Origin of the sequence: Nitrosomonas ureae (assembly GCF_900108305.1) — a bacterium.
GTDB classification, from domain to species: domain Bacteria; phylum Pseudomonadota; class Gammaproteobacteria; order Burkholderiales; family Nitrosomonadaceae; genus Nitrosomonas; species Nitrosomonas ureae_B.
Genome location: NZ_FNUX01000002.1, coordinates 43,805 through 68,962 on the forward strand (window position 1 = coordinate 43,805; position 25,158 = coordinate 68,962).

General features: G+C 45.7%; 25 protein-coding genes. 18 read left to right on the plus strand and 7 right to left on the minus strand.

The genetic code is table 11. The features are described 5' to 3' along the window. Positions 1-8: 8 nt before the first annotated feature. The 5 genes from C4S39_RS01640 to C4S39_RS01660 all read left to right on the plus strand — a co-directional run bounded on the left by C4S39_RS01640 (position 9) and on the right by C4S39_RS01660 (position 3,294). Positions 9-443, plus strand: coding sequence for a ribulose bisphosphate carboxylase small subunit (locus tag C4S39_RS01640; RefSeq protein WP_062558470.1), 435 nt, complete (start codon positions 9-11; stop codon positions 441-443). 303 nt (positions 444-746) lie between these two features. Then, positions 747-1,688: a CbbX protein gene (cbbX, locus tag C4S39_RS01645; protein WP_074719744.1), complete on the plus strand. Its 942-nt coding sequence runs from the start codon at positions 747-749 to the stop codon at positions 1,686-1,688. A gap of 40 nt (positions 1,689-1,728) precedes the next feature. Beyond that, complete coding sequence (locus tag C4S39_RS01650) at positions 1,729-2,076, plus strand: hypothetical protein (protein WP_258039230.1); 348 nt, start codon at positions 1,729-1,731, stop codon at positions 2,074-2,076. Between the two features lie 98 nt (positions 2,077-2,174). Beyond that, a complete protein-coding gene (locus C4S39_RS01655; RefSeq protein WP_181023724.1) occupies positions 2,175-2,387 on the plus strand; it encodes a hypothetical protein in 213 nt (70 codons plus the stop codon). 223 nt (positions 2,388-2,610) lie between these two features. Then, a complete protein-coding gene (locus C4S39_RS01660; RefSeq protein WP_103965327.1) occupies positions 2,611-3,294 on the plus strand; it encodes an OmpA family protein in 684 nt (227 codons plus the stop codon). 964 nt (positions 3,295-4,258) lie between these two features. On the opposite strand, the gene C4S39_RS01670 is transcribed toward C4S39_RS01660, so the two are convergent. Further along, entirely contained in the window at positions 4,259-4,645 is a 387-nt protein-coding gene (locus C4S39_RS01670; RefSeq protein WP_103965328.1) for an exosortase system-associated protein, TIGR04073 family, read from the minus strand. Positions 4,646-5,077: 432 nt separating this feature from the next. On the opposite strand from C4S39_RS01670, the gene metH reads away from it, so the two are divergent. Then, a complete protein-coding gene (metH, locus tag C4S39_RS01675; RefSeq protein ID WP_103965329.1) occupies positions 5,078-8,788 on the plus strand; it encodes a methionine synthase in 3,711 nt (1,236 codons plus the stop codon). 201 nt (positions 8,789-8,989) lie between these two features. Continuing rightward, the gene (locus C4S39_RS01680) at positions 8,990-9,175 is read left to right on the plus strand and encodes a hypothetical protein (RefSeq protein WP_103965330.1); all 186 of its coding nucleotides are present in this window, start codon (positions 8,990-8,992) and stop codon (positions 9,173-9,175) included. A gap of 181 nt (positions 9,176-9,356) precedes the next feature. Here C4S39_RS01680 and C4S39_RS01685 read toward each other — a convergent pair whose 3' ends face one another. Then, positions 9,357-9,962, minus strand: coding sequence for a LexA family protein (locus C4S39_RS01685; RefSeq protein WP_103965331.1), 606 nt, complete (start codon positions 9,960-9,962; stop codon positions 9,357-9,359). A gap of 18 nt (positions 9,963-9,980) precedes the next feature. Here C4S39_RS01685 and C4S39_RS15215 point away from each other — a divergent pair, with 18 nt between their 5' ends. The 10 genes from C4S39_RS15215 (at position 9,981) to C4S39_RS01730 (ending at position 19,360) form a co-directional block, all read left to right on the plus strand. Further along, the gene (locus tag C4S39_RS15215) at positions 9,981-10,142 is read left to right on the plus strand and encodes a hypothetical protein (protein ID WP_181023725.1); all 162 of its coding nucleotides are present in this window, start codon (positions 9,981-9,983) and stop codon (positions 10,140-10,142) included. A 190-nt stretch (positions 10,143-10,332) separates the two neighbouring features. Then, a complete protein-coding gene (locus tag C4S39_RS01690; protein ID WP_103965332.1) occupies positions 10,333-11,961 on the plus strand; it encodes a type I restriction-modification system subunit M in 1,629 nt (542 codons plus the stop codon). Beyond that, positions 11,958-13,127 (plus strand): restriction endonuclease subunit S, encoded by a 1,170-nt coding sequence (locus C4S39_RS01695; RefSeq protein WP_219817899.1) that lies wholly within the window; start codon positions 11,958-11,960, stop codon positions 13,125-13,127. Before C4S39_RS01690 ends, C4S39_RS01695 begins: the two co-directional genes overlap by 4 nt. Before the next feature lie 78 nt (positions 13,128-13,205). Then, positions 13,206-13,400, plus strand: coding sequence for a type II toxin-antitoxin system VapB family antitoxin (locus C4S39_RS01700; RefSeq protein ID WP_103965333.1), 195 nt, complete (start codon positions 13,206-13,208; stop codon positions 13,398-13,400). A gap of 71 nt (positions 13,401-13,471) precedes the next feature. Beyond that, a complete protein-coding gene (rhuM, locus tag C4S39_RS01705) occupies positions 13,472-14,458 on the plus strand; it encodes a virulence protein RhuM/Fic/DOC family protein (protein WP_103965334.1) in 987 nt (328 codons plus the stop codon). A gap of 6 nt (positions 14,459-14,464) precedes the next feature. Further along, positions 14,465-15,127 (plus strand): transposase, encoded by a 663-nt coding sequence (locus C4S39_RS01710; RefSeq protein ID WP_258039231.1) that lies wholly within the window; start codon positions 14,465-14,467, stop codon positions 15,125-15,127. 77 nt (positions 15,128-15,204) lie between these two features. Beyond that, entirely contained in the window at positions 15,205-15,399 is a 195-nt protein-coding gene (locus C4S39_RS01715) for a type II toxin-antitoxin system VapB family antitoxin (protein WP_103965335.1), read from the plus strand. Between the two features lie 8 nt (positions 15,400-15,407). Next, positions 15,408-15,782: a type II toxin-antitoxin system VapC family toxin gene (locus C4S39_RS01720; RefSeq protein ID WP_103965336.1), complete on the plus strand. Its 375-nt coding sequence runs from the start codon at positions 15,408-15,410 to the stop codon at positions 15,780-15,782. Further along, on the plus strand, positions 15,775-19,020 hold the full coding sequence (locus tag C4S39_RS01725; RefSeq protein WP_103965337.1) for a type I restriction endonuclease subunit R: 3,246 nt from the start codon (positions 15,775-15,777) through the stop codon (positions 19,018-19,020). The genes C4S39_RS01720 and C4S39_RS01725 overlap by 8 nt, the downstream gene beginning before the upstream one ends. A gap of 43 nt (positions 19,021-19,063) precedes the next feature. Continuing rightward, positions 19,064-19,360, plus strand: coding sequence for a hypothetical protein (locus C4S39_RS01730; RefSeq protein ID WP_103965338.1), 297 nt, complete (start codon positions 19,064-19,066; stop codon positions 19,358-19,360). A 12-nt stretch (positions 19,361-19,372) separates the two neighbouring features. On the opposite strand, the gene zapD is transcribed toward C4S39_RS01730, so the two are convergent. The 5 genes from zapD to C4S39_RS01755 all read right to left on the minus strand — a co-directional run bounded on the left by zapD (position 19,373) and on the right by C4S39_RS01755 (position 24,064). Further along, entirely contained in the window at positions 19,373-20,128 is a 756-nt protein-coding gene (gene zapD / locus C4S39_RS01735) for a cell division protein ZapD (RefSeq protein WP_103965339.1), read from the minus strand. Positions 20,129-20,246: 118 nt separating this feature from the next. Continuing rightward, positions 20,247-20,846 carry a dephospho-CoA kinase gene (gene coaE, locus C4S39_RS01740; protein WP_103965340.1) on the minus strand — a complete coding sequence of 200 codons (600 nt, stop codon included), beginning with the start codon at positions 20,844-20,846 and terminating at the stop codon, positions 20,247-20,249. 3 nt (positions 20,847-20,849) lie between these two features. Further along, positions 20,850-21,713 (minus strand): prepilin peptidase, encoded by an 864-nt coding sequence (locus tag C4S39_RS01745; RefSeq protein ID WP_103965341.1) that lies wholly within the window; start codon positions 21,711-21,713, stop codon positions 20,850-20,852. 32 nt (positions 21,714-21,745) lie between these two features. Continuing rightward, positions 21,746-22,969, minus strand: a complete 1,224-nt coding sequence (locus tag C4S39_RS01750) for a type II secretion system F family protein (RefSeq protein ID WP_103965342.1) — start codon at positions 22,967-22,969, stop codon at positions 21,746-21,748. A 198-nt stretch (positions 22,970-23,167) separates the two neighbouring features. Then, complete coding sequence (locus tag C4S39_RS01755) at positions 23,168-24,064, minus strand: SDR family oxidoreductase (protein ID WP_103965343.1); 897 nt, start codon at positions 24,062-24,064, stop codon at positions 23,168-23,170. 47 nt (positions 24,065-24,111) lie between these two features. Here C4S39_RS01755 and C4S39_RS01760 point away from each other — a divergent pair, with 47 nt between their 5' ends. After that, positions 24,112-25,158 (plus strand): CDP-6-deoxy-delta-3,4-glucoseen reductase, encoded by a 1,047-nt coding sequence (locus tag C4S39_RS01760; protein WP_103965344.1) that lies wholly within the window; start codon positions 24,112-24,114, stop codon positions 25,156-25,158.

The following is a 25,158-nucleotide window of genomic DNA, read 5'->3' on the forward strand; positions in this document are numbered from 1 at the left end:
AAGCAATTATGATGACTAATCAAGGCAATATAGTTACACAGGGACAATTTTCTTTCCTGCCCCCGCTGACCGACAAGCAAATCTCGGCACAGCTTAAGTACGCGCTGAAAAATGGCTGGGCAATAGGAATTGAATATACCGATGATCCTCATCCACGCAATACCTATTGGGAAATGTTCGGCAATCCAATGTTTGATTTGAAGGATCCCGCAGGAATTCTGCTGGAAATCAATAGTTGCCGCAAAACTTTTCCAAACCACTATATTCGCGTGACTGCATTTAACTCGACACGCGGTGTGGAAAGCCCGACCATGTCGTATATTGTTAACCGGCCCAAGAAAGAACCAGGGTTTAGTTTAGTACGCCAGGAAGGTGCCGGACGAAGCGTTAGTTACACCATTCATTCCTATGCAACTGACAAACCGGAAGCCGAGCGTTACTAGGGAAGCGCTGATTAATTCGGCGAACGAGATGAAGCACGAGGCGCCCGGAACGCAGCAACTGAGACATATCAACGAGATAGGCGAAGGCGCGAGTACCGTGCAACGAAGTGATTCGCTCGTGCAGCCAATTAATCAGTGCTTCCCTAGCAGTAAAAAGTAAAATTTCTCTCTCCTGAGAGGGGGAGAGAAATGAGTTAACAAATCAAACATGCTAGTATTAAATGGAAGTCATCGAAAGATTCATTAATATGATGTAGTTATGTATTTAAGCATTATCCATGAGACCTCAATAAGTGATCAAACATGCCCAAGCAATCTAAAAACTTAATTTCATCCAAAGATCCATCAATTGATCTGGATGCAGAGTTCCGCAACACAAATATCCAGGAAGTACTGGATAAACTGGATCGTGAGTTGATTGGCTTAATTCCTGTGAAGACTCGTATTCGTGAGACTGCAGCATTGTTGCTGGTCGATCGTGTTCGCAAGCAACTGGGATTATCAGCGGGCGCCCCCAGTTTACATATGTGCTTTACCGGAAACCCCGGCACCGGGAAAACGACAGTAGCGCTACGCATGGCGGAAATCCTGCACCGCTTGGGCTATGTGCGTGAAGGTCATCTGGTTTCAGTGACTCGGGACGATTTAGTCGGTCAATATATCGGACATACTGCGCCAAAAACAAAAGAAGTAATAAAAAAAGCGATGGGCGGCGTTCTTTTCATCGATGAAGCTTATTACCTCTATAAGCCAGAGAACGAACGTGATTATGGTGCGGAATCCATAGAAATTCTGTTGCAAACGATGGAAAATAACCGCGAAGATTTGGTCGTCATCCTGGCAGGCTATAAAGATCGCATGGATAAGTTTTTTCATAGCAATCCTGGTATGCGTTCACGTATCGCGCACCACATCGACTTTCCTGATTACGGCGCAGATGAACTAGTTTCGATCGCCAAATTGATGTTGGAGACTCAGAATTATTGTTTTAGCAAAGCCGGGGAAGAGGCTTTTGGAAAATATATCCGCTTGCGCATGAAATCGGAGCATTTTGCAAACGCCCGCTCGGTGCGCAACGCCCTTGATCGGGCTAGGCTGCGTCAAGCAAACCGTTTATTTTCTGGAACCAAGAAATCATTGTCCAAAAATGATCTTATTACGCTTGAAGCGGAAGATATTCTCGCCAGTCGCGTTTTTCTTGAGGCATCGCCCGATAGTAGGCCCAAAGCCAAAAAAGCAGACTGATAAGATAAAAATTTGAAACAAAATCTTGATAGCGATGGAAATGCTGATTCAACCCTGGCGCATTTTCCCAAAAAAGATGGATGCGTTGTGTTATAACCGCGGGCGGCTTGCGCTGCTGCGCTTAGGACATCCACTGCGCGTCATATTGCGGCAGCATCGTGGATTAGAAGTGATTCTGGATAATGCCGAGTGGTTATGTGTCGACACTAATGATGAGGATCGCCCTATTCTGGCCTGGCGTGAATTTAAGATACATGCGCGTAGTAATCTGCACCGTCCTGTTGGCTGTGAATTATGGCTATATCATAGCTGCGCCGGTCTCATCATGGGATCTGCGCTGGATGATTTGAACACTGCACTCGAAACACTCACGATTGATTTAAGATAGTAATACGAGCCTCTTAAAGCAGAGAGGATATAAATGCCACTCGCAGATATGCTGCGATTCCAGGTATACGCCAGGTTTTCACCGGTTGGGCATTAACCGTGTCGGATCGGTATCACCTATTCTGGCGTATTCAATTTGCAACTATCGATGCCAGCAAAAATTCCCAAACCCATGTGGAATATCTTGCCTTTATCGATCAGCTTGCACGTATATCAGAGGCTGACAAAATCAATATCACATTCACTGCAATTCCAGCGGAACCGAATCCCTGTATAGAAGAAATTAGAATTTTTCCGGCACAGCATATCTAGCATAAAATGCAGATGCCGCTAGATCAGATAGGCGTCAGCATATGGTGCGATTTGAGAGTTTATTTATATTTCAATGTAAAATCTTATTGTATTTACTGATACGATATTCATCACTGCCTATGAAATATCCAGGGGTGGTTGTATTCTCTGAATCCTATTGCAATAGTAATCTGAAAGCTGTTTCAGCTATTGCACAACGAAATAACGCAATAAGGAGATACCAATGAAAACTCTTTCAATTTTAATGATCCCAACCATAATCCTGACGTTGACCGGCTGCGCAACCATGACGGACACGCAACGCGGCACAGCACAGGGAACCGCGATTGGCGCAGGTACGGGAGCTGCGATCGGTGCACTGATTGGAGGCAAGAAAGGGGCTGCCATTGGCGCAGGCTCAGGCGCTCTGCTTGGTGCTGGCGCCGGTTATATGTGGTCACAGCGGATGGAAGAACAAAAAAGGGAAATGGAAACAGCCACCGCAGGCACAGGCGTGCAAGTCACGCAAACCGAAGACAATCGCCTCAAGTTAAATATTCCCAGCGATATCTCCTTCGACACCGGCCGGGCGGACATCAAACCAGGCTTCAGGCCCATTCTTGATAATTTCGCAACCACTCTGATCAGTAATGAAGATACAGCCGTCAAAATCATCGGACACACTGACAACACCGGCAGCAATGCAATCAATAATCCGTTATCGGTTAATCGGGCTGCCAGCACGCGCGATTATCTGGTAAGCCGGGGGATACCGATTAACCGCATTCAAATTGATGGTCGCGGCTCCCGCGAACCCATGGTTGAAAATAATACGCCTGAAAATAGAGCGGAAAATCGCCGCGTGGAAATTTTTGTAACAGAAATGCAACCAGCGCCGGAAGCAGCTCCGGAGGTACCAAGACAGTAGAATCAACCAATCACCGTCGATTCTAATCGACGGTGATTCCTGTCAGAACGCTATCGACTATCGGTCTCCAGAGAATCCTGATGACTGCCTTGATACCACCCAGCCAAGTAATAATCACATACTTTCTTAGTATGTTTCAGCAGATACTCGTTGCCAGTATCCGCGCATCTCTACCCTCAACCAGCAATACGAGTAAATCTGGATTGGCTTCAAATAGCTCCAGGCCATATATTATCAATCCTCTGTAAAAAAGCAGCTGGACTATCTGCTGGAAATCAATCGGAGGACAGAGAAGGCGATGACCGGGTTACTGACAACACCACACGAATACCAAAAAGGAACCCGGCACATTTAAAGGAGGAGAACAAAATGTGCCGGGCAAGTGATGCGTGAGGGCTTATGTTCACGCAGCAAGGAAGAACAAGAAATGTAATCTGCTACCATCCGGCTACGCGTGGGGATGCGCTGGTTGCTGCGGTATGCCAATCATTAACTGATGGACAATTCGCATATTACACAATAATTTTTATAATTGCAAACGATTCTTATTATCATTCTCAAATAAATCTGAATAACCCATATTGACCCCGCTCACCTGATGCATAGCTTCGAAGCACACATAAGGCTTTCCGCAGTCTTCGGTTGCAAGAAACATCGTAAGCTGCCAAATAAAGTTGTCGTTGAGTCATGGCGTCAGTCTACGAAGAAAATTGCATTGAGTCAGTCTTGACAAGCTTGTCAGAAATGCAAATGAATGACCCCGGATTTTCCGGGAGTGAGATGATTTAAGAGAGACAGAGATGAAAAATAGAATCGGCTATTCAGCGGGAGTAAGAGAGCGAGCAGTGTGCTTGGAGTTTGAACAACGAAAGGGATCACATATTATTGGCGCCCGAATACTCTCAACAAAATAAACGGAAGCAGGCTAGAAACAAGGACGAATTGATAAAATCCATAGACACTATCAGTTCATCTGGTATCCCTTAAATTCCGTTTCCCGCAGGAAATCATTCCAGACAAAAACGGGATCAACCAGTGGGTTGGTCGGAATCATAAAAGTCACAAGGTCTACTACGCCGCATCCAGTGCGATTAATGGTATACCAGGCACCTTGCAGTACGCCTAAGGTTACGGCGGTCAATCCTGAAACCGGAGTATCTTTTTGGCCGGTTAAGTTGATATTTTTGGGCAATTCTACCCATCCGGTAGCTATGTTGACCACACCGGAGAGAAATTTCAGGCCTGCTTTGCTAAGGTACGAATCTTCGGTTATTTCTTCATTTGCGATAGCTTGAGACGAAAAAAGAAAAGACATGGAAACCGCTAAAGCTAATTTGGAAATGGATCTCATCAAAACTCCCTTTTAATTGTAAGATTCTTGGTATTGTCGGCGATGGTCAGCGGATTATCATCAATGAATGCGTTTCACTGCTTTTTTGATCGGCAGATTGCTGAACTGATTATATCCAGTACGATGCTTAAACGTGATGTATTCTAAGGATTGTCATAAAATCAGAAGATTAACGATTGATCAAATTCATATCCGTAGCAACGTTGGCCGTAAACCAACGTTAAAGTATAAAACACATCTGAAATGCGAAGTACAGGGAAATAACAAAAATTTTATTTTGCTGAATTAGTTCAGCTCAATTTTTCTATGCAGACTGTTAGTCTGAAATATGTTTGCGCTGTTCGAGCTGTTCTGGTGGATAGCTCTTCACTTATTAGCGCTGCGATCTACGTTATAATATCGCATCCCTACCTTTTACTCATTTTCAAATCGATGACTAGAGATTCCCGCACTGCTTTATTGAAAAGCTTATTTGCACGACGCATTCTGATTCTGGATGGTGCGATGGGTACGATGATCCAGACATTCAAGCTTTCAGAGGCGGATTTCCGCGGGCAGCGTTTTGCCGCTTTTCCGCATGACCTGAGAGGGAATAATGACCTGCTGACATTGACTCAACCTGACATTATTCGATCGATCCATAGCGGATACCTGGAAGCGGGCGCCGATATTATCGAAACCAATACGTTCAATTCCACCGCGGCATCAATGGCCGATTATCATTTGCAGGATGTGGTGTATGAATTAAACGTTGCTGCGGCAAAACTGGCGTGCGAGGCAGCACGGATTTATGAAGAAAAAACACCGGATAAGCCGCGTTTTGTTGCCGGTGTGCTCGGTCCCACCACCAAAACCGCATCTATTTCGCCCGATGTCAACGATCCGGGTTTTCGCGGCATTACATTTGATCAATTAGTAGCTGATTATACTGAATCGATTCGCGGATTGATCGATGGCGGGGTGGATATCCTGCTGGTTGAAACCATTTTCGATTCGCTTAATGCAAAAGCGGCGTTATTTGCTATCGATCAATACTTTGAAGATCATGGCATACGGCTGCCGATCATGATTTCGGTTACCATAACCGATGCTTCCGGGCGTACACTGTCAGGGCAAACACCGGAAGCATTCTGGAATTCGATCAGTCATACACGGCCGCTATCGGTGGGGATCAATTGCGCTTTGGGTGCAGAATTGATGCGTCCGTATATTGAAGAATTGGCAAGTGTGGCGGATGTGTATACCAGCGTGCATCCCAATGCCGGTTTGCCGAATCCTTTATCCGAAACGGGTTACGACGAATCGCCGGAATATACTGCGAATCAGATCAAGGGGTTTGCGGAATCCGGCTTTGTCAATATTGTCGGGGGGTGCTGTGGCACTACACCGGCGCATATCAAAGCCATCGCACAAGCGGTTGCCGATATCGCGCCACGCCAGGTGCCCGAAATTCCGAAGAAATTACGCTTATCCGGGCTGGAGCCACTGAACATCGGTGATGATTCATTGTTCGTCAATGTCGGGGAACGCACCAATGTCACTGGTTCCAGAGCCTTTGCCCGCTTGATTCTCAACGACGATTACGCGGAAGCGCTGAACGTGGCGCGCAGTCAGGTAGAGAATGGGGCGCAGGTTATTGATATCAATATGGACGAAGCCATGTTGGATTCGCAGAAAGCCATGGTGACTTTCCTGAATCTGCTGGCGGCCGAGCCGGATATTTGCAAGGTGCCGATCATGCTCGATTCCAGCAAGTGGACCGTGATCGAGGCCGGTTTGAAATGCGTGCAAGGCAAACCCATTATCAATTCGATCAGCATGAAAGAAGGCGAAGTGGAATTTTTTCATCATGCAAAATTGGCGCGCCGTTATGGTGCAGCGGTGATTGTGATGGCATTTGACGAACAGGGTCAGGCCGATACCTTGCAGCGCAAGGTGGAGATTTGTAGTCGCAGCTATCATCTGCTGGTGGATAAGATAGGTTTTCCACCCGAAGACATCATTTTTGACCCGAATATTTTCGCCATTGCGACGGGAATTGAGGAACATAATAACTATGGCGTCGATTTTATTGAAGCAACACATATCATCAAGCAGGCTCTTCCATACGCCAAAATAAGCGGCGGAGTCTCCAATGTCTCGTTCTCCTTCCGCGGCAATGAGCCGATCCGCGAGGCGATTCACACCGCTTTCCTGTATCACGCGATTAAGGCCGGTATGACGATGGGTATCGTCAATGCCGGACAACTGGGAGTTTATTCGGATATTCCCGCAGAATTGCTGGAAAAGGTGGAGGACGTCATCCTCAATCGGCGCAAGGATGCGACTGAGCTTCTGGTTGAGTTCGCAGAAAATTTTAAAGGCCAAAAGAAAGAGCAGGTTGAAGATCTGGCGTGGCGTGATGAGCCTCTGCAACAGCGCTTGACGCACGCATTGGTTAGAGGCATTTCCACCTTTATTGTGGAAGATACGGAAGCTGCGCGTTTGGAAATCGACAGGCAGGGCGGCCGTCCGATCCAGGTGATTGAAGGGCCGTTGATGGAAGGCATGAGCGTGGTTGGTGATTTATTCGGCGCCGGAAAGATGTTTTTGCCGCAGGTAGTTAAATCGGCGCGCGTGATGAAGCAGGCGGTGGCGCATCTCTTACCTTTTATCGAGGCCGAAAAGAAATTATCGGGAGATAACAAGCCTAAAGGAAAAATTGTTATCGCTACTGTCAAAGGTGATGTGCATGATATTGGCAAAAATATAGTTACAGTGGTTTTGCAATGCAATAACTACGAAGTGATCAATATGGGCGTGATGGTGCCAAGCGCGCAAATTCTTGATATGGCGCGGCGTGAAAAAGCCGATATTATCGGTTTATCCGGCCTGATTACGCCTTCTTTGGAAGAAATGGCACATGTCGCCAAGGAAATGCAGCGTGAGGGATTTACCATTCCGTTGTTGATCGGCGGCGCAACGACATCGCGAGTTCATACCGCAGTCAAAATTGCGCCACACTATGAAGGCCCGACTGTTTGGGTGCCGGATGCCAGCCGTGCGGTGGGTGTGTGTAGTAATCTGCTGTCACAGGATTTGCAGGTAAATTATGTGCAAGGAATAAAAGACGAATACGAGAAAGTGCGCACTCAACACAAGAACAAGAAAGGGCCGGCGAAATTGTTGACGCTTGCTGAAGCACGCGCCAATGCGTTCCAGACTGACTGGACAAATTACCAGCCTCATCAGCCTGAACTGATGGGCATCCGTACACTGAATAATTACCCGCTGGAAAAAATTGTGCCCTATATCGATTGGACACCTTTCTTCCAAGCATGGGAGCTTGCCGGACGTTATCCGGATATTCTGCAAGATGAGGTGGTTGGAGAAACAGCCAGTCAACTGTTTCGCGATGCGCAAACGATGTTGAAGAAAATAATCGAACAAAAATGGTTGAGTGCCAATGCAGTGATCGGTTTGTTTCCAGCTAATTCCGTCGGCGATGACATCGAAATTTACACTGATCCTTCACGCAATAAGCTTGCCATGACTTATCATTGTCTGCGGCAACAGGATCAAAAACCATCAGGCAAGCCGAATCGGTGCTTGTCTGATTTTATCGCACCCAGGGAAACGGGCATTCAAGATACGATCGGCTTATTTGCGGTAGGCGCGGGATTTGGTATTGACGAGCGCGTTAAAGCCTTCGAGGATGCTAATGATGATTACAGTGCGATTGTGCTTAAAGCATTGGCGGATCGTATGGCGGAAGCATTCGCTGAGCATATGCATGCGCGGGTGCGCCGTGAATTCTGGGGTTATGCCAAAGATGAGGCTTTAACCAACGCGCAACTGATCAATGAAGAATATCGCGGCATTCGCCCTGCGCCTGGATACCCTGCTTGTCCGGATCATACCGAAAAAGGTGCGCTGTTTTCGACTTTGAGCGCAACCGAGAATGCCGGAATCATCATTACCGAATCGTTTGCCATGGTTCCGACCGCTGCGGTGTCTGGTTTCTATTTCGCACACCCTGATTCAACATTTTTTGCTGTCGGAAAGATTGGCAAAGACCAGGTGGAAGACTACGCCAAACGGAAAGATTGGTCAGTACAGGAAGCAGAACGATGGTTGGCGCCGGTACTGGCGTATGAGCGATAAATGTCATGATCTTGCAATTATTCATGGATATAGTGGCGCATATAAAACGCAGGCGGTAGTATTGTGGAGCCGGTGTTCCCCATCGACTTTTTCTTGTACCTCACGTATCTTATACGATATAGTTAAGATTGAATTGGGTGTGAACCTGTTTAATTTTATGATAGTAATTTAGTTTTATCTGGATAAATTTTGGGGGTTGCGATGAAATCAAAATTGATGCGCTTCATGATAATTTTACTTGCTATTCCACTGATGTCGGGATGCTGGCTTCTTGCTGCAGGGGGAGCCGGTGCATATGGCGGCTACAAGGCTAAGGAAGAAGGTTATGGGGTGCAGAATCCCATTACAAAGGAAAAGAAGAGTAGCACCGGGGAACAGAAAAAATAGCAAGAAAATTTCTAGTGCAGCCCTGCTTTCCCTATGCATATTTTTTTTTAGGGAAACAGGGATCAGGTCTGCTGACATGTTTGATTCGCAACGGATTAAGCCAATTTCAGTGATACGATCCTGGGTTGAGGTAGTCCTGTCGTTTCCATATCCAACGGTGCATAACACGGCAACAACCTACTCATTTAAAACGGCGGAATGATCCTGTAACGACGCCGAATATTTCAAATTGCGTATCTGGACGAATGTAAATGGGTCTGTAAGCACCTGATGAATTGGCTGGCATAAGCCGTGGCATTTTGTTCGCCCCGTAATCAAGGATTTTGATGGTGAATTCACGGTCAACCACTGCAAGCACAATGTCACCGATGCCTGGTGTCTTTGATCTATCTACCACAATTTTATCGCCTGGCAGCAAACCGACATCAATCATTGAATCCCCCTTTATCGTAACGAAGAATGTCGATGCGGCATGATCAATCAGAAATTCACTGACATCGAGGCTTTTCTCGACGTGATCATCCGCCGGGCTGGGGAGACCCGCCGCCACTTTGGTGGAAAAAAGCGGTAGCAAGGTTGGTTGATCGCTAATGGAAGGAATAAAGAACTCATCCACGTTAGTTGCTGCATGATCGGAGCCTGTTTGTTTAAGCTGGTATGCGTCCAGAAAGTTTTTGATGGTAGCTCCCTGACTTTGCGGTATGCGCATGGTAACTGTCGGTTCACCATATTTACCCTGGCCAAGCGGCCTGCCTGCATTCTCTCTTTTCCCGCCACGATTTGACATTTTCGAATAACTCCATGTTTGAAATACGAAACAGCATTCAAACACACCAGCCATAGCGATGTCAAATATGCTGAAAGAATCTATGTCTGGATAGCCATGCCGGGTACCATCCAGGTGACGCCGCCATTACGCGGTTTTATCGGCAATTTTGCATCGGACTGCGGAAATCAGATTTTATGATCCTGGCATTGAATGCCGCCACACATGCAAAGATTATCTCTGTAATAAATGAATGAAGATCGCCAGGTCGTTATATTCTGGTCTTTATTAAATGATCTGCTATTGATATCTTGTTGTTTGTTGTATCGTTGCAATCCAATTCAAACATCATGATGTTTATACTGATACTAAAAGGAAAGAATACATAACCATGGCTAAGGCAAAAGAAATCAAAGAAGAGCCATTGGAAAAACAACTGTGGAAGGCTGCTGACAAGTTACGAAAAAACATTGATGCAGCGGAATACAAGCATGTGGTACTGGGACTGATATTCCTGAAATACATCTCCGATGCTTTTGAGGAATGGTATGACCGGCTCAAGGCGGGTGAAGGCGATCTTGCCGGAGCCGACCCGGAAGATAAAGATGAATACAAAGCAGAGAATGTATTCTTTGTTCCCGCCGAATCGCGCTGGTCGCATCTGGTAGCACAAGCCAGGCAACCCGATATCGGAACCCATGTGGATGCCGCGATGGATGCGATTGAAAAGGAAAATCCATCGCTCAAGGGCGTGCTGCCCAAAGTCTACGCACGGCAAAACCTCGATCCCACCTCACTGGGTGAATTGATCGACCTGATCGGCAATATCGCACTGGGCAATGCCAAAGCGCGCAGTCAAGACGTACTCGGTCATGTGTTCGAATATTTCCTCGGTGAATTTGCATTGGCGGAAGGCAAGCAAGGCGGCCAGTTCTATACCCCGCGCAGCATCGTCGAACTGCTGGTGAATATGCTCGAACCGTACCAAGGGCGCGTATTCGATCCGTGCTGCGGTTCCGGCGGCATGTTCGTGCAATCGGAAAAGTTTGTCGAAGAACACCAAGGCCGCATCAACGATATTTCCATTTACGGGCAGGAAAGCAACCAGACCACCTGGCGCCTGGCGAAAATGAATCTCGCCATCCGCGGTATCGACAGCTCACAAGTGAAATGGAACAACGAAGGCTCGTTCCTGAACGACGCGCACAAAGATTTGAAGGCCGATTTCATTATCGCCAACCCGCCGTTCAACGTCAGCGACTGGAGCGGCGAGCAATTGCGCAGCGATGCGCGCTGGCAATACGGCACGCCACCTGCCGGTAACGCCAACTTTGCCTGGTTGCAGCATTTTGTTTACCACCTGTCGCCTACCGGCATTGCCGGGGTGGTGTTGGCGAAAGGCTCACTGACTTCCAAAACCTCCGGCGAAGGGGATATCCGCAAGAACCTCATTGCAGAAGGCAACCTGATCGACTGCATCGTTAACTTGCCGGGTAAGTTGTTTCTGAATACGCAGATTCCGGCGGCATTGTGGTTTTTGAATCGGAATCGCATTACCGCAACCGTAGGGGCGAATAACGTAGGGGCAAATGATGTACGGGCAAATAATCATTTGCCCCAACCATGCCACCCACGAATCCACGAAATTCTGTTCATCGACGCCCGCAACCTCGGCCATTTGATCAATCGCCGCACGCGCGAATTGTCGCATGACGACATCCAGCAAATCGCCAGCACCTACCACGCCTGGCGCAACCCCGCAGCCATTCCCGCGCAAGCGGGAATCCACAACCCGTATGAAGACATCAAAGGCTTCTGCGCCTCCGTACCACTGGAGCGCGTGGCTGAACTGGATTACGTGCTGACGCCGGGACGGTATGTCGGCCTGCCGGATGAAGAGGATGATTTTAATTTTCCCGAACGTTTTGCTGCGTTGAAGGCGGAATTTGAAGCGCAGTTGCAGGAAGAAGCGGCGTTGAATCAGGCGATTGTTGAGAATTTGGCTAGGGTGAAGGTGTGAGTGAGTGGCATGAAATTTCACTGGGAAATTTAGTTGATACTGTAGTAGATAATCGAGGAAAAACACCACCAATTTCTAAAATTGGCCATGAATTGCTAGAAGTTAACGCAATTTCTCATGGTAATCGCACTCCAGATTATTCAAAGATTAGAAAATTTGTTTCGGAAGAGACGTACAGGAATTGGTTTAGAAAAGGCCATCCACAACCAGGGGATATATTAGTTCCAACAGGCAATGTCGCGCTGGTTGAAGAGCGTCGTGGAACTATCGCACAAAATTTAATTGCACTTCGATTAAAAATTGGAGTTGATAGTAGATATGTTTACTATTTCTTATCAAGTCCACTTGGTAAAGATTTGATGTTAAGTTTAGATATCGGAGGAGTTCAACCAAGCATCAAAGTTCCACACTTGCTTGATATGACAATTCCAATTCCTCCACTCGCTGAACAAAAAGCCATCGCCTCCGTCCTCAGCAGCCTTGACGACAAAATCGACCTGCTGCACTGCCAGAACAAAACCCTCGAAGCCATGGCTGAAACACTGTTCAGGCAATGGTTTGTGGAGGAAGCACAGGAGGATTGGAAAGAGGTAACTATCGGTGATTTTGTTGAATTAAATCGTGCAAGCATCGACAAGAACTACCCGTATCAAGCAATTGAATATTTAGATACTGGATCTTTAACAGAGGGCAAGATTGAAAGCTTCCAATCTTTTGCCTTGGATGACGCGCCAAGTAGGGCAAAGCGCCTCGTTCAACACAATGATGTTCTGATTTCTACAGTAAGGCCAGATCAAAAGCACTATGGAATTATCAAAAATCCGATTGAAAATTTAGTCGTATCTACTGGTTTCTGTGTTTTAACATGCAAAAAAATTGATCCACACTTCATATACTTGCTTTTAACCAATGATGAAATGACGGACTATTTACATACAATAGCCGAAGGCTCTACGTCAACTTATCCATCTTTGAAGCCTTCGGATATTGGTTCTATTGTTTTCCAACTTCCACCATGCGGCAAGCTGGAAGAATTTTCATTTATCACTCAAAGTTCATGGGAGAAAATCGAGAAAAACCATATTCAAATCCGCACCCTCGAAACCCTCCGCGACACCCTGCTCTCCAAACTGATGAGCGGCGAGGTGCGCGTTGATTATGCGTAGCGGCAATAGATTTTTCGTCTCTACTTGTCTGTGTGCGCAGTAAAGTGCATCATTCGGTGATTCTTTTGGAGGTAAATCATGAGAACCACGATCATATTGGATGATGCGCTTTTGGAAAAAGCGCAGGTGTTGACTCAGATTCAGGAGAAATCCGTATTGGTTAAGGAAGCGTTGAAAGCCCTGATCGAACGGGAAAGCGCCAGAAAGCTGGCGAACCTGGGTGGCTCCGAGCCGCAATTGAACGAGATATTTCGTCGAAAAACCAGTGACTAAACGCTGCTGACGACCGCAATATGTATTAACCTGATGGCATTATCTCAGAGTCCAAACTTACTGAAGTTACGATGCCCCAAAGCTCAATTGTTATCTACGAAGCCGAAAACGGACAAACTCATATTGAGGTCAAGTTTGACCGGGATAGCCTGTGGCTTAGTTTGCTACAAATTGCCGAATTATTTGAACGCGATAAATCGGTTATTTCCCGTCATCTGAGAAACATTTTTGACTCTGGCGAATTAATCAGAGATTCAGTTGTTGCAAAAAATGCAACAACTGCCGCCGATGGAAAAATCTATCGGGTTGAGTATTTTAATCTCGATGCGATCATTTCCGTCGGCTATCGCGTCAATTCCAAAAAAGGCGCGCAGTTCCGCATCTGGGCCAGCCATATTCTCAAACAATACCTGGTTCAAGGCTATGCTTTGAATGAAAAGAAACTGCAAGCACAACAAGAAAAGCTCGCGGATTTAAAACAGGCCATTACTTTATCTTCCCGATTGTCTCATCAGAAAAACTTAACTGCCGAAGAATCACAAGGCATTTTGTCGATACTGGAACAATACAGCCACGCGCTGACGGTGCTGGACGATTACGATCATCAGCGTTTACAGATCAAGGGAAACCAAAAAACCGGCCAACTTAAAATATCCTATGATGAAGCGACCAAACAAATTCAGCTGTGGCGCAAACGGGAAAAATTAAGCGGGTTGTTTGGCAATGAAAAAGATGATTCCTTTAAAAGCTCACTGGAAACCATTTACCAAACGTTTGGCGGCAAAGAACTTTACCCCAGTATTGAAGAGAAAGCGGCCAATCTACTGTATTTCATCGTCAAGAATCATTCCTTTTCCGATGGCAACAAACGCATTGCCGCCGCGCTGTTTGTCTGGTTTCTGGCGCGTCATGATTATCTGTTTAATGCAGAGGGTGAAAAGCGGATTGCCGATAATGCCCTGGTCGCCTTTACGTTGCTGATTGCCGAGAGCAAGCCAGAGGAAAAAGACACGATTGTAAAAGTCATCATCAATTTGATCAATGGCAATAATCCGTAGGGGCGAATGATTATTCGCCCTAAAGGATCGCACGTACAATTACGTACAACATTCGATGATCCGTCGCAGGGGCAAATAATCATTTGCCCCTGCAATCCCAACAATAACCCGGACACCATGACCTACAATCCAACCATCCATCACCGCAGATCGATTCGTTTGCAAGGGTATGATTATTCACAGGCTGGGGCCTATTTTATTACCGTCTGCACACATAACCGGATGCCGTTGTTTGGGGAAATTGTTGATGGGGTTATGGCGCTGAATACAGCAGGTCAGATCGTTGAAAAATGCTGGTGTGCGATACCCGAGCATTTTCCGCAGGTCACATTGGATGGATTCGTGGTTATGCCCAATCATGTGCATGGGATTATCACCGTAGGGGCAAATAATCATTTGCCCCTACATTATTTGCCCCTACCATTCAATGAAACACCCACACAATTAAACAAAACACCCCGGCCATTGCAACACCGAACAATTGGGTCTATGGTGCGGGGATTCAAAATTGGCGTTACCCGGTGGTTTCACGCCAATACCAATATTAATTTGGTTTGGCAGCGCAATTATTACGAGCACATTATCCGCAACGAGGATGCTTACCTGAAAATCGCGGAATATATTCAAACCAATCCGCAGCGCTGGGAAACGGATACTTACCATGTTTAAGGGCCAATGATTATTGGCCCCTACTTGTCTTCGTGCACAATAAAGCGCATCATTCGATGATCTATTCTGAGATAAACATGAGAACCACTATCGTATTGGATGACGAATTACTGCAGAAAGCTCAAGCCTTGACCCATGTGCAGGAGAAATCTGCACTGGTCAAAGAGGCGTTGAAAGCCCTGATTGAGCGTGAAAGCGCCAAGAGGCTGGCCAATTTAGGCGGCAGCGAACCGCAATTGGAAGCAATCCCCCGCCGGCAAACCGGCGAGTAACTGCCGGAATGATTCTAGTCGACACCTCGGTCTGGATTAACCATCTGCGCAACAACGATCCGCATTTAGTTCGCCTGCTGACCGGGAACAGCGTATTAGGCCATCCCTTTGTTCGTGGCGAACTGGCGCTGAGCAATTTGCGCCAACGCGAAGAGATTCTAGCCGCGCTGGATAACCTGCCCCAGGCCCCTGTTGCTTTTACCGATGAAGTGAATGTTTTCATCGAAAAGCATGCTTTATATGGCTTGGGCATCGGACTGATCGACGCGCATCTGTTGGCTTCAACACAGTTATCCGGCAATACCCGGCTGTGGACACAGGATAAGCGGCTTCTGGCAGCCGCATTACGTCTTAATTTGGCGGCATCGGTTCACAATGACTAAACTCACCGAGTCCGCGATTGAAGATTTAGCCATCAAACTGTTTGAACATCTTGGTTACAGCCATATCCACGCTCCCGATATCTCTCCTGACGGCGACCATCCTGAACGCACCCGCTACGACGAAGTACTTCTCAATGGCCGGTTAGAAAAAGCGCTCCAGCGCATCAACCCTGGCATGACGGCCACGGTATTGCAGACTGCTTTGAAAGAAGTCGAGCGCATTCACTCCCCTGAATTACTCAGCAACAATGAAACTTTCCATCGCCTGCTTACCGAAGGCATCAAAGTCAGTTACCAGCACGAAGGCAATGAACGCGGCGATATCGTCTGGCTGATTGATTTTGAAAACCCCGGCAATAATGAATTTATCGTGGCCAATCAGTTCACCGTGATCGAAAACAACCAGAACAAACGCCCCGACCTGGTGCTGTTTGTGAATGGCATCCCCTTGGTCGTGATTGAGCTTAAAAATGCCGCCGATGAAAACGCCAGCACCCAATCCGCGTTCCGACAACTGGAAACCTACAAACGCAGCATCCCCAGTTTGTTTACTTATAACGCCTTGCTGGTGATCTCTGATGGACTGGAAGCCAAAGCCAGTTCGCTGTCATCAGGCTTCAGCCGCTTTATGACGTGGAAAATTCCTGATGATGTAGAGGCAGATATTGTTGGGGCAAATAATCATTTGCCCCTACGTCATTTGCCCCAACAACCGGAATTGGAAACCTTGATCAAGGGCATGCTGAACAAAAAAACCTTGCTCGATTTGGTGCGGCATTTTGTGGTATTTGATAAATCCAGGAAAGAAGATCCGCAGACCGGCGTGATCAGTATCAGCACAATCAAAAAGATTGCCGCCTACCACCAGTATTACGCCGTCAATGCCGCCGTGGCTTCCACCTTGCGCGCAGCAGACATTGGTCTTAATTGCAAAATCATGCAAAGTCCGGCCAGTTATGGTTTACCGGATGTGACGCAGCAACCCAAGGGAGACAAAAAAGCCGGTGTCGTATGGCACACGCAAGGCAGCGGCAAGTCATTGTCGATGGTGTTTTATACCGGCAAGATCGTGCTGGCGCTGAATAATCCGACGATTGTGGTCATTACTGACCGCAACGATCTGGACGATCAACTGTTCGATACCTTTGCCGCCTGCAAACAATTGCTGCGACAGGAACCCAAGCAAGTGGAAAACCGCCAGCAATTAAAGGAGTTGCTGCGCGTGGCGTCCGGTGGCGTGATCTTCACTACGATTCAGAAATTCCAGCCGGAAGAAGGCAACGTGTATGAAGAGCTTTCTGATCGCGGCAATATCGTGGTGATTGCCGATGAAGCGCATCGCACGCAATATGGATTCTCTGCCAAAACGGTGGACGACAAAAATGCCGACGGTGAGGTGATCGGCAAGAAAGTGGTGTACGGTTTTGCCAAATATCTGCGCGATGCATTGCCGAATGCAACTTATCTGGGCTTTACCGGCACCCCGATTGAAAAGACGGATGTCAACACGCCCGCCGTGTTTGGCCATTATGTGGATATTTATGATATCGCTCAGGCGGTGGAAGACGGCGCCACGGTGCGCATCTACTATGAAAGCCGCTTGGCAAAAATCGCTTTGAGTGAGGAAGGCCGGAAACTGATCAAGGAACTGGATGATGAGTTGGATCAGGATGAACTGACCGATACGCAGAAAGCCAAAGCCAAATGGACGCAGATGGAAGCGCTGATTGGCAGCGAGCGCCGCATTCAGAACATCGCGCAGGATCTGGTCAGTCATTTTGAATCCCGGCAGGAAGTCTTTGCCGGCAAGGGCATGATTGTGTGCATGTCGCGCCGCATTGCGGCTGATCTTTATGCTGAGATCGTCAAGCTGCGCCCTGATTGGCATGCCGATGGTTTAAACAAGGGCGTGATCAAAGTGGTGATGACGGCGGCTTCCTCCGATGGCCCGATCATGGCGCAACACCACACTACCAAGCAGCAATGCAAGCTACTGGCTGAACGCATGAAGGACAACAGTGATGAATTGAAGCTGGTGATTGTGCGCGATATGTGGTTGACCGGATTTGATGCACCCAGTATGCACACGTTGTATATCGACAAACCCATGAAAGGCCACAACCTGATGCAGGCCATCGCACGGGTGAACCGTGTTTATGGTGACAAGCCCGGCGGATTGGTGGTGGATTACCTCGGCATTGCTTCGGATTTGAAAGAAGCCTTGTCGTTCTATTCCGATGCGGGCGGCAAAGGCGATCCGACCTTGTTGCAGGAGCAAGCGGTACAGCTCATACTGGAGAAACTCGAAGTGGTTTCCGCCATGTACAACGGCTTTGCGTATGAAGAATATTTTGGGGCTGATACCTCGAAGAAGCTGGCGCTCATTCTGGCAGCTGAGGATCATATTCTCGGATTGGACGATGGCAGGAAGCGCTACATCAATGAAGTGACCGCACTGTCTCTGGCTTTTGCCATCGCCATCCCGCATGAGCAAGCACTGGATATGAAAGATGAAGTGGCCTTTTTTCAGGCGGTCAAAGCACGTCTGTCTAAATTCGACAGCACCGGCAGCGGCAAAACCAATGAAGATATTGAAACCACCATCCGGCAAGTCATTGACCGGGCGCTGATATCCGAACAAGTGATTGATATCTTCGATGCCGCCGGAATCAAGAAGCCGGATATTTCCATTCTCTCCGAAGATTTTCTGGCGGAACTCAAAGGCTATCAGCACAAGAATGTGGCTCTGGAAGTATTGAAGAAGCTGCTCAATGATGAACTGAAAGTGCGTGCCAAGATCAATCTGATGCAAAGCCGATCGTTGATGGAAATGCTGGAAAACGCCATCAAGAAATATCACAGCAAAATTCTGACTGCGGCGGAAGTTATTGATGAATTGATCAAGATCAGCAAGGAGATCGTCGCATCCGATCAAGAGGCCAAGAAACTGAATTTAACCGAATTTGAGTATGCCTTCTACACCGCGGTTGCCAGCAACGATAGTGCACGTGAACTGATGCAAAATGACCAATTGCGTGAACTGGCAATCGTATTGACCCAGCGGGTGCGTCAAAATGCTTCGATCGACTGGACCATCAAGGAGAGCGTGAAAGCCAAGCTGAAAGTGATCGTGAAACGTACTTTGAAACAGTTTGGCTACCCGCCTGATATGCAATTGCTGGCGACTGAAATGGTATTAAGGCAGGCCGAGATGATTGCCAGCGAACTGGCTGCCTAATGTGATACATATAATTGATTGAGCAAAGATTGAAGGGGCTGCTTTGACATTACGGGAAGGAAGAACAAAATTAACGCTACAATCTTCAATTGATTCTGCTCTATTGGTTGTGGAGGTGTATAACAAACCACGAACAACGGATGGAGATAAAAAGACGTGGGAATTGAGTGATGAGGATAGATCAGCTTTTGATAAGATTTCAGTTATTATTAAGGATAAAAGAGTCACAATTGAAGCAGCAAATGCAAAACGAACGACATGGAACAGCAAGAAACAAGAAAGTGCGTTATGTATTGATATAGAAAAGAGATTGTTGGATTTGCGAATGTTGCTGGAATAACCTGGAATGTCGTTATAAATTACAGAAGGTTATTTCAAACGTTACATCATCTTCATAAATTTTGTTTTTTTGCCCTGCCTGTGTCGGAATGAAACGAATATTTAATGCATATTTATTAGCGCTGATTTCGGGTACGCACGGAAGTTGATCGCTTAGGTTAAGTCTTAGCATATGCGCTGAATATTCTGAGCCGGAATGCTGAAAAACACCTTGATTCGCAACAACTCTTAGAGTCCTTCCACTCTTGCGTAACAACAGCAATACAATTCTGAATGCATTCCGTATGGGTTGGAATGGAGACAGCCATTCACTAAAATCCTCATGCCGGTATACAGGATCCAAATTGAGCCAATAATGATAGGATGGCAAATCAAATACGCAGCAACCGCCATGTATTCCAATTCGTTGTTTAATCGCCATCAACCATTCATTTTCACGCAAGTGTTCACCGACTTTACCTGGAAAATCCAGCATTTCCCTGAATGTGATTTTTATGTCATTGAGCACACTATCAAGAGCTGTTTCAGAAACATCCGGATTTTTTCGTAACATCTCGAGTAGCAGTTTTTGCCGTTCCAGTTCCTGTAATAAATCTGACTTAATATCTGCGCGATTGGTGATTTCAAGAATCTCAAATAAAGCGATAAGTGAAGCATGATGTTCAGACGCACTCTCTTTAGTTGAAAAGAAATCAATTTTATTGAATAAGTCCTCAAGACGGAGAAGGGTACGTATACGCTCATTAAGCGGGTGCTCATAACAAATCACAATAATTATGCATCCACAACAAAGATTAGAAATATTGAATCCTGCTTCAGGGGCATTATTTCACAAAAGAAGTAAATTTCCCAGTTAAATTCTTCAGTGCAATGATGTAACGTTATGTTTATAATGATAAAGATAAATATTTCTTGTGCAGTTGAGCTACCTGTGCCTTCAGATATGCAATATCCAGATTGTTGACGATAATATCGTCGGCTTTTTGCAAGCGGCTTGTTCGTGGAATCTGTGTGGCGACGATTGCTCTTACTTGATTTTCATGCAATTTGCTACGTTTCATCGTCCGTAATATTTGCTGTTCCTCTTCGCAATCAACAACTAGACTGCGTTGAATTATTTTGTCGTAGTCATTCGTTTCAAATAAGAGCGGAATAGCGATTATGATGTAGGGCGATAGAGCTTTTCTGACTTGCTGGAGAGTTTCGGCAAGAATGAGGGGATGAAGGATATTTTCGAGTGCAAGCTTATAATTACTATCTGAGAAGATTAAATCGCGCATCTTTTCTCTATTCAGAGAACCATCCGCAGCTATCATGGTTTCTCCAAAAGAATTTTTAATTGAGTTCATGGCTAAACCACCGGGCTCGGTTAGCATCCGGGCAATTACGTCAGTATCAATAATATCAATACCCAGATCTGCGAAATATTGACCTACGGTTGATTTGCCACTGCCAATTCCTCCAGTTAACCCTACAATCAAAGTCATTGATCAGAGCAATCCAAAGTAAGCATGATTTAATTTTTCTCCCCAGAACAATGCGATAAGCGCCCCACCAGCAAGGTAAGGGCCAAATGGGATGGGTATATTCTTATTGAGTTTTGCTGCGACGATCATTCCAATTCCTACGATAGCACCCACCAGCGAGGAAAAAAGTATGACGAGTGGAAGCATGCTCCATCCTAGCCAGGCCCCAATTGCGGACAGCAATTTAAAGTCACCAAACCCCATGCCTTCTTTTCCGGTTATCAATTTAAAGCACCAATAAATTGACCATAAAGAAAGATAACCTGCTACGGCACCAATTACGGCTGATTGAATATCGGTAAAACCATTATTAATGTTCACCAATAATCCCATCCATAATAACGGCAAAGTTATATCGTCCGGCAATAGTTGTGTGTTGAGATCAATCACTGTCAAAGTAATTAGCGCCCATACAAAAATCAATGCCGCGATGGCTATCAGACTGTATCCGTAGTACCAGGCAACGATGCCGCTCATTAAAGCTGTTAGCGCTTCTACAGCAGGATAACGGAAAGAAATGGATCCGTTGCATTGGGAGCAACGGCCACGTAACAGTAGATAGCTGATTACTGGAATATTTTCCCATACGCTCAGCTTGTGTCCGCAATGGATACAAGCTGAGCGCGGACTAATGAGATTAAATGCTGGTAATGTTTCGCTTGCTTGTTGACCCTGCAATTCTGCACATTGTTGCAGCCAACTTCTTTTAAGCATCTCAGGCAGCCGATAAATCACGACGTTCAGAAAGCTACCAACCATTAAACCTAGTAGCGCTATCAAGGAAATAAAAAGAACAGGAGAATCTTGCAATATGCTGAGTAAGGTCATGGCTGTTTTGTGTAGATGAGAAAAAATAAAACCTAACTAACGACCATACCCATTTTGAAAATAGGCAAATACATTGCGATCACCATACCGCCAATGAGTGTTCCCAGAACAACCATGATCATGGGCTCCATCAAGCTAGAAAGTGCGGCAACAGCATCGTCGACTTCTGCTTCATAAAAATCAGCTATTTTGCCAAGCATAGAATCAAGCGATCCCGCTTCTTCACCGATAGCTACCATTTGAATAACCATGTTGGGAAATACAGTGCTGTTAGCCATTGATGACATTAAACTATTACCTGTGCTAACTTCAAGCTGTATATTCTTTGTGGCTTCATAGTAGATATGATTTCCAGCAGCACCTGCGACGGAATCCAATGATTCTACCAAAGGAACACCTGCTGCAAACATCGTAGACAGCGTGCGCGACCAACGTGCAATAGTAGCTTTACGAATTACTTCTCCGAAAACAGGAATCTTAAGTGCAACACGATCGATAACCCGCTGCATGGGAATAGATCTTTTCCAAGTATAAAAGAAAGCATAAATTCCACCGCCTACAATGCCAAAGATTGCCCACCAATAGGCAACGAAGAAATCTGAAATAGTCATTACGAATAGTGTTGGAGCAGGTAGATCGGCACCGAATCCTTCAAATAAATCCTTAAAGGCCGGAATTACAAAAATCATTATTATTGCTGTGATGACAAATGCAACTACAATGATTGAAATAGGGTAAAAAAGAGCAGACTTAATTTTTCCCTTGATAGCTTGAATTTTTTCTTTATAAGTAGCCAGGCGGTCTAAAATAGTATCAAGAATACCCGCCGCTTCGCCTGCGCCAACAAGATTGCAATATAGCGCATCGAAATAAAGCGGGTATTTGCGGAATGCATCCGTGAGATTACTGCCCGTTTCGACATCAGATTTAATATCCATTAATAATTTACTCAAGGCCCGATTGCTGTGTCCTTTTCCTATAATATCAAATGCTTGAAGAAGCGGCACACCTGATTTCATCATGGTTGCCAGCTGACGCGTAAATAGGGTTATATCTTTCTCAATAATTCTACCATTGGATTGCATTTTTTCTATTTTTGTAACTTTAATGCCTTGGCGGCGCAATGTGGAAGTTACAATTACAGTTCCTGCGGCTCGCATTTCCCCTTTTAGTTGCTTTCCAGATTTATCCTTTCCTTCCCACGAATAATTGATTTCTTTTATTTTTTTCTCGGTGCTTGCGGTTACAGTTGCCATAATAAGCTCCTTCAAAACTCGGTATGCTATTGATAGTTAATAATTATTAACGGATACGCCACAAAAATTCCAATTTATCTTTTTGGATAACAGAATCAGAAGATTGTTTTAAAATTGTGCGGATTTAACGGCATCGATTGACTATTACTTAGTGCGAGCTAAAAATTTGACGAATTAATATCAGACCGAGTATTGGATTTACTGATCATTAATCAATGCTGCTTTGATGCCTTCGTGGACTGTGGGATAGAGCAAGTTAATATGTAATTCTTTTTTTATTCGGACGTTTCTAAGCCGCCTGGATTCTTTCATAAAAGATAGCATACCGGGTGTTATTTGCTCTTGAGCTTGGCTTCGAGTGATGCGAGGAGGATGCGGCAAGCCAAAATAATCAGCAACTAAGTCAAAATATTCCCCCATTTTGAGATGAGAATTGTCACAGGCGTGATAAATTCTATTGGTTTTGGCAAACCGTATGGCAGCAAAAATAATCTGAGCCAGATCTTCAGCATGTATATGATTGGTATAACTATCCTCAGCATCCAATAATGTGGGATGGCCGTCTCGCAAACGTTGCAAAGGTAATCTATTGGCTGCATAGATTCCAGGTACCCGCACTATGCAGGTCGAAATATGATTACGTTTCCCCCAGCTACGTATCTGTTTTTCAGCAAAGACACGTCGTATTGCTCGATCATTCTCAGGCTGAACTGGATGAGTTTCATCAATTAAATTACTCTGGCAGTCACCATAAACCCCGCTGGTACTGATATAGATAAGTCGTTGTGGTAAAATTACCGGATTGGTTTTCTTTTTTTTTGTTAGAGCAGACAATAAATGCAGCGTTCTTGTGTCTCGTTTTCCATAATTGGGCGGAGGGGCCAGGTGTAAGACCAAATGTGCTATTCCCGCGAGCTTCTTAAGACTTTTGAGACAATCTAAATTACCGTAAATTGGAGTAACGTCATTTGCGCGTAGCAGATCGGCACGGTCTGCGTTACGATATAAACCGAGGATACGGTAGTGTGTTTTTAGTAGCGGTACTGTCCGCAAAGCGACATCGCCGCAACCGATAATTAACAATATTTTTTTCATACAATCTATTCTATTTCCAAATAGTATTCATTCTTATCTGCTACTCAATGTCGCATCAAATCCTTATCCAACCTAGCGGACATATATTAACAGTAAAGACAGGAGAAACCATTCTTGACGCAGCTCTGCGCGAAGGTTTTTCGCTTCCCTATGGTTGTCGTAACGGTTCCTGTGGGGTTTGTAAAGGAAAAATCATTCAGGGATCGGTGAATTACGGTGATTATAGTGAAGAAACCCTGACTAAAGAGGAAAGAGATGCTGGTAACGCTCTGTTTTGCTGCGCTTCTCCGTTGACTGACTTGACCATTGAATGTCAGGAAATCAGTGCGATTAAAGATATCGAAATAAAGACTTTGCCTTGCCGTGTGCATAAGCTCGATCTTGTTGCTCCCGATGTTATGGTTATCTCATTAAAGCTTCCTGCCAAGCAGCGATTACAATTTTTACCAGGCCAATATATTGACATCTTGCTTAAAGATGGAAAACGCCGGAGTTTTTCTTTGGCAAATGCCCCTCATAATGATGAGGTTCTGCAATTGCATGTGCGTAATTATCCCGGCGGCGCATTTACGGAATATGTTTTTAACCAAATGAGGGTTAAGGATATTGTTCGCTTTATTGGGCCGCTCGGATCATTCTTTCTGCGTGATGTGCCTGAAGATGCTGCAATAATTTTTCTGGCTAGTGGAACAGGATTTGCGCCAATAAAAAGTATTCTTGAGCACGTTTTATATCAGGAAAATGACCGGGGCGGCAAAAGAAAAATGATTCTCTACTGGGGCGCACGCATAAAAGCTGATCTATATTTAGCCGAGTTAGCCGACAGTTGGCAGCAACAGCATGAAAATTTCACCTTTGTGCCTGTATTATCCGAACCCTTGCCAATTGATAACTGGAAAGGAAGAACAGGATTGGTTCATGAGGCTGTGATACAGGATTTCAGGAATCTGGAAAAATATCAGATATACGCCTGTGGCGCCCCTGCTATGATAAAAGCAGCGTATCACGACTTTACTCTTTATTGCAATCTGCCTAAAAATGCTTTTTTCTCAGATGTATTCACGCCCTCGACCAGCAATCCCCCAAGTATCTGA

Bases quoted from the DNA above. Each gene is read 5' to 3' on its own strand.
- C4S39_RS01745 (WP_103965341.1), bottom strand. From the start codon at position 21,713: ATGACCTTACTCAGCATATTGCAAGATTCTCCTGTTCTTTTTATTTCC.
- metH (WP_103965329.1), top strand. From the start codon at position 5,078: ATGACTAGAGATTCCCGCACTGCTTTATTGAAAAGCTTATTTGCACGA.
- C4S39_RS01660 (WP_103965327.1), top strand. From the start codon at position 2,611: ATGAAAACTCTTTCAATTTTAATGATCCCAACCATAATCCTGACGTTG.
- coaE (WP_103965340.1), bottom strand. From the start codon at position 20,846: ATGACTTTGATTGTAGGGTTAACTGGAGGAATTGGCAGTGGCAAATCA.
- C4S39_RS01640 (WP_062558470.1), top strand. From the start codon at position 9: ATGATGACTAATCAAGGCAATATAGTTACACAGGGACAATTTTCTTTC.
- C4S39_RS01725 (WP_103965337.1), top strand. From the start codon at position 15,775: ATGACTAAACTCACCGAGTCCGCGATTGAAGATTTAGCCATCAAACTG.
- rhuM (WP_103965334.1), top strand. From the start codon at position 13,472: ATGCCCCAAAGCTCAATTGTTATCTACGAAGCCGAAAACGGACAAACT.
- C4S39_RS01685 (WP_103965331.1), bottom strand. From the start codon at position 9,962: ATGTCAAATCGTGGCGGGAAAAGAGAGAATGCAGGCAGGCCGCTTGGC.
- C4S39_RS01690 (WP_103965332.1), top strand. From the start codon at position 10,333: ATGGCTAAGGCAAAAGAAATCAAAGAAGAGCCATTGGAAAAACAACTG.
- C4S39_RS01710 (WP_258039231.1), top strand. From the start codon at position 14,465: ATGATTATTCGCCCTAAAGGATCGCACGTACAATTACGTACAACATTC.
- C4S39_RS01715 (WP_103965335.1), top strand. From the start codon at position 15,205: ATGAGAACCACTATCGTATTGGATGACGAATTACTGCAGAAAGCTCAA.
- C4S39_RS01755 (WP_103965343.1), bottom strand. From the start codon at position 24,064: ATGAAAAAAATATTGTTAATTATCGGTTGCGGCGATGTCGCTTTGCGG.
- cbbX (WP_074719744.1), top strand. From the start codon at position 747: ATGCCCAAGCAATCTAAAAACTTAATTTCATCCAAAGATCCATCAATT.
- C4S39_RS01750 (WP_103965342.1), bottom strand. From the start codon at position 22,969: ATGGCAACTGTAACCGCAAGCACCGAGAAAAAAATAAAAGAAATCAAT.
- C4S39_RS01680 (WP_103965330.1), top strand. From the start codon at position 8,990: ATGAAATCAAAATTGATGCGCTTCATGATAATTTTACTTGCTATTCCA.
- C4S39_RS01670 (WP_103965328.1), bottom strand. From the start codon at position 4,645: ATGAGATCCATTTCCAAATTAGCTTTAGCGGTTTCCATGTCTTTTCTT.
- C4S39_RS01760 (WP_103965344.1), top strand. From the start codon at position 24,112: ATGTCGCATCAAATCCTTATCCAACCTAGCGGACATATATTAACAGTA.
- C4S39_RS01700 (WP_103965333.1), top strand. From the start codon at position 13,206: ATGAGAACCACGATCATATTGGATGATGCGCTTTTGGAAAAAGCGCAG.
- C4S39_RS01650 (WP_258039230.1), top strand. From the start codon at position 1,729: ATGCTGATTCAACCCTGGCGCATTTTCCCAAAAAAGATGGATGCGTTG.
- C4S39_RS01720 (WP_103965336.1), top strand. From the start codon at position 15,408: ATGATTCTAGTCGACACCTCGGTCTGGATTAACCATCTGCGCAACAAC.